This is a genomic window from Streptomyces sp. NPDC059897 (assembly GCF_042730865.1).
Taxonomy (GTDB): Bacteria; Actinomycetota; Actinomycetes; order Streptomycetales; family Streptomycetaceae; genus Streptomyces.
Window position 1 is genome coordinate 1 of sequence record NZ_JBHWKQ010000084.1, and the last position, 4194, is coordinate 4194.

The 4194-nt window shown below is 73.5% G+C and carries 3 protein-coding genes; all 3 read right to left on the bottom strand.

What is annotated here, in order from left to right; genetic code table 11:
• Positions 1-51 precede the first annotated feature (51 nt).
• A complete protein-coding gene (fxsA, locus tag ACFV9W_RS39025) occupies positions 52-648 on the bottom strand; it encodes an FxsA family membrane protein (protein WP_385770864.1) in 597 nt (198 codons plus the stop codon).
• Between the two features lie 58 nt (positions 649-706).
• Positions 707-1480 (bottom strand): polyprenol monophosphomannose synthase, encoded by a 774-nt coding sequence (locus ACFV9W_RS39030; RefSeq protein WP_385770866.1) that lies wholly within the window; start codon positions 1478-1480, stop codon positions 707-709.
• A 559-nt stretch (positions 1481-2039) separates the two neighbouring features.
• A complete protein-coding gene (locus tag ACFV9W_RS39035) occupies positions 2040-3662 on the bottom strand; it encodes an amidohydrolase (protein ID WP_385770868.1) in 1623 nt (540 codons plus the stop codon).
• Positions 3663-4194: the final 532 nt, after the last annotated feature.

Consider the following 4194-nt stretch of genomic DNA (forward strand, 5'->3'; position numbering starts at 1 on the left):
GCCGGACACACACCGTGTGTCCGGCCCCGGCCGTTTGCCGTACGTGGCTTGTCAGGGCGTGAGCGGCGGACGCGGGTCCGCGTCGTCGCCGCGCGGGCCCGGACGCTCGTCGTCCCTGATGACCTCGCCCTGGATCACGGTCCCGCCGGACTGCCGCATCCGGGCCTGCTGGAACGCGTCACCGAACGGCCCCTGGCCCGCCGCCGCGCCCATCTTCCGCTCGACCTTGCGCTCCGTGTACCGGCTCAGCGCCGTGCGCAGCGGGGGAACGAGCAACAGCAGGCCCAGAGCGTCCGAGATCAGCCCAGGGATCATCAGGAGCAGCCCGGCGAGCATCAGCAGCCCATTGCCCTGCGAGCGCTGCTCAGGGGGCTTGGAGGCCTCTGGAGAGCCGCTCTGCTGGCGCTGCAGCGTCTCGGTGAGGTTCTTGAAGGCGCGGCGCCCCGCGGACTTCATCACCACGGAACCGGCCACGATGCCGGCCACCAGCAGGATGCCGAGCGTGAAGCCGCCGATCGCGCCCGCCACCACCGTGAGCAGCCAGATCTCCAGGACCATCCAGGCCGCTACGGCGAGCGGCAGATACCTGCGGAGCGGGGAGCGCCGGGCTCCGGTGGACGGATTACGAGGCGGAGTGCCAGTGGTCATGCCCCCAGTCTGCCTGGGGCCGGGTCCGATTGGCGTAAGCGGGGGATCAGGATCGCTCTCAGCGATCGCCGGGTTTGCGCCCCAGGACCTTGTCCACCCGCGCCCCCACACCCCACGTGGTGACCCGCCACAGCGCCTCCACGACGATGTCCTTGCTCATCTTGGAGTCCCCCCGCTCGCGCTCGACGAAGGTGATGGGGACCTCGACGACGTGATAGCCCTCGCGCACCGCCCGCCGCGCCAGGTCGACCTGGAAGCAGTAGCCCTGCGAGGCGACCTCGTCGAGGCCGAGGCCCTCCAGGGTCTCCCGGCGGAAGGCGCGGTAGCCCCCGGTGACGTCGCGGAGGGGGACGTCCAGGAGGAGGCGCGAGTACGTGGAGCCGCCGCGGGAGATGAACTGGCGGGACTTGGGCCAGTTGACGATGCGCCCGCCCGGCACCCAGCGAGAGCCCAGGACCAGGTCGGCGCCCTTCAGCGCGGTCAGCAGGCGGGGCAGCTCCTCCGGCTGGTGGGAGCCGTCGGCGTCCATCTCGACCAGGACGCCGTAGCCGTGCTCCATGCCCCAGGCGAAGCCCGCCAGATAGGCGGCGCCCAGGCCCTCCTTGCCGGTGCGGTGCAGGACGTGCACCTGCTCGTCCTCGGCGGCCAGCTCGTCGGCGAGTTTGCCGGTGCCGTCGGGGCTGTTGTCGTCAGCGATCAGGACGTGCGCGGCAGGCACGGACTTCCGGACACGGCCGACGACGGGCTTGATGTTCTCCGCCTCGTTGTAGGTCGGGATGATCACCAAGGTCGTGCCCAGAGGGCCGAACTTCCGCCCACCGCCGTCGCTCACAGCTTCCCCTTAAAACTTCCGTCCACAGGGGGACCACCATAGCGAGCACCCCAGTTCACGCCGATAAGGCGCCCTGGGTGAGCTGGATGAGCCGAACGAGTCGGCGCGGGCCGGAAACGAAACCGGTCACTGCGGATCGACGTGATCGACGAAAACTGCGGATCGGGGCCGGGCGTCCTTCGGGCCGACCTGGGGCCCGCTGGCTGCGGGTCGACCTAAAGCCGTTGTCTACTGAACGCCCGGGCCCCACCCGGGTCGCACCTGGCCGACCGGCCGGAACGTTCCAGCGCCCCGTGGCGCGGGCGCTGGGCCTGGCTCCCAGTGGTGGTACGCCGGTGCGGCGCACCACCCCCTGACCCAGCTGCGTTCTACGACTGCCTGGACTTCCCCGGTCGTACCTGGAGGTGGTGGACCCGGCCGAACCTACCCGTCGACCGCCGCGCCTTGTCAACAGGCGTTCGACCTGCGGCTCTGCGCGAACTGCGCTGGTCAGCGCGGAGGATTCGCAGGTCGCACGGGACCGTTCGGCGCCAAGATCGAAGTCGTGGCGCCCCGGTTATCACTCGTCCGGCCGTACGAAGACCGTCTGACCGAACACCACCGTCCGCAGGCAGACCGGGAGTTGGGCGCCCGGAGAGAGGTCCGGCAGGCCGGGCGTGCCGGAGCGCGGATCGGTCGACCAGCGGGCGACACGGTCGTCCGGCGCCTGCACGACCAGCTCGTCCGTGCGCCAGACGGCGTAGTCGGCGGGGGCGCCCGGTACGAGGATTCCCGCGTCGTCGCGGCCGACGGCACGCCAGCCCCCGCGCGTGTGGGCGGTGAACGCGGCCCGTACGGAGACGCGGTGTTCGGGCGTCCGGTGGAACGCGGCGGCGCGGATCGTGCCCCACGGGTCGAGCGGGGTGACCGGGCTGTCGGAGCCGAAGGCGAGCGGGACGCCGGCCTTCAGGAGGGCCGCGTACGGGTTGAGGGTGCGTGCCCGCTCGACGCCGAGACGGTCGGCGTACATGCCGTCCTCGCCGCCCCACAGGGCGTCGAAGGCGGGCTGTACGGAGGCGGTGAGGCCGAACTCGGCGAAGGCGGCGACGGTTTCGGGGGTGAGCATCTCGGCGTGCTCCACGCGGTGCCTGGCCGCGCGTACGCGCGCGAGGCCGACCTTTTCCGCGGCGGCGCGCACACCGTCGACCACGGCGGTGACGGCGGCGTCCCCGATGGCGTGGAAGCCCGCCTGGAGGCCCGACTCCGTGCAGGCGGCCACATGGGCGGCGATGTCCTCGGCCGACATGTAGGCGGTGCCGGTGTGCGGCGCGGCGGCACTGTCCGCGTAGGGCTCGTGCAGGCACGCCGTGTGGGAGCCGAGGGCGCCGTCGACGAACAGGTCGCCCGCGGCGCCCAGCGCGCCGAGTGCGCGGGCGCGTTGGATGTCGCGGTCCGCCCAGTAGCCGGCGACGCGCGGGCCGGGCTCCGAGCGGGCGAGGTCGAGCAGGCCGGTGAAGTCGTCCTCGGAGGAGATGTCGGGGCCCGCGCACTCGTGCACCGAGCCGATGCCGAGCGAGGCGGCGTGCTGGAGAGCGGCGCGCTGGGCCTCGTTACGTTGCTGGGGGCCCACGGCGGCGAGGGCGGCGGCGCGGACGGCGTGGTGGGCGTCGCGGGTGAGGGGGCCCTCGGGGTCGAAACCAGGGCGGTCCGTGATGCCGGGCACCAGGTCGAGGAGGGCGGTGCTGACGGCGGCCGAGTGCACGTCGATGCGGGAGAGGTAGACGGGGCGGCCGGCCGTGGCCTCGTCGAGTTCGGCGCGGGTGAGCGGGGCGCGGTCGGGCCAGCGGGCGGCGTCCCAGCCGTGGCCGAGGAGGACGCGGTCGGTGGGGTTCGCGGCCGCGTGTTCCCGTACGAGGGTCAGGGCCTCGGTGCGGGTGCGGGCGGCCGTGAGGTCGAGGCCGGTCAGGGCGAGGCCGGTCGACGTGGTGTGGACGTGGGCGTCGGTGAACGCCGGGGTCACCAGGGCGCCGTCGAGGTCGATCACCTCGTCCACGCCGTCCGTGAACGCGTCCGCGGCGCCCTCCGAGCCGACCCAGGCGACGTGGCCCGCCTCCACGACCATCGCGGTGGCGAACGGGTCGGCGGGGCTGTGGATCTCGCCTCTGCGGAGGAGGACGGTGCGGGGGGTGGGGGGCGTGCTCATGGTGACAGTTTCCCGTGTCCGTGGGGTCGGGTGTGCCGGGGGGTGGTCGGTGGGGGTGGGAGTGGGTGTTCTCGGCCTCATGTGACCGTTGCGCGGCACGGGGGCTTTCCGACCCGTGCCGGGGTCGGCGCCTCACGTGACCATTGCGCGGCACCGGGCGCCGCCTTGCCCACCCTGCCGCCCAAGGCGGCAGATTGCCCAAGGCGGGTGCGGCCGACCGCGGCGGATCGCCCAAGGCGGGGTGGGCAGCCGTGGGCGGTGGCAGGTCGCCCGACGGCACCCCGTGGGGCCGACGGCCCCGGAGGGGGCGGGTGGGTGGGTGGGAGATGGGCGGTGGGCGCAGGCCCGGCGGTCGGCGGCGGCGCAGCCCCGTGCCGGCCCAGGCCCCCCCCCAACCAACCCGCGGCGGGGGCGGCCACGCGCCGCGGCGCGCCCGCCCCCCCCCATTACCGTTTTCGTAGCCCCGCAACGGGGTTACCGGCCTTCGGAGTTGGCATGACTACCTCCCCTTGTCGAGTGCATGGCCCGGGGG

Bases quoted from the DNA above. Each gene is read 5' to 3' on its own strand.
- fxsA (WP_385770864.1), bottom strand. From the start codon at position 648: ATGACCACTGGCACTCCGCCTCGTAATCCGTCCACCGGAGCCCGGCGC.
- ACFV9W_RS39035 (WP_385770868.1), bottom strand. From the start codon at position 3,662: ATGAGCACGCCCCCCACCCCCCGCACCGTCCTCCTCCGCAGAGGCGAG.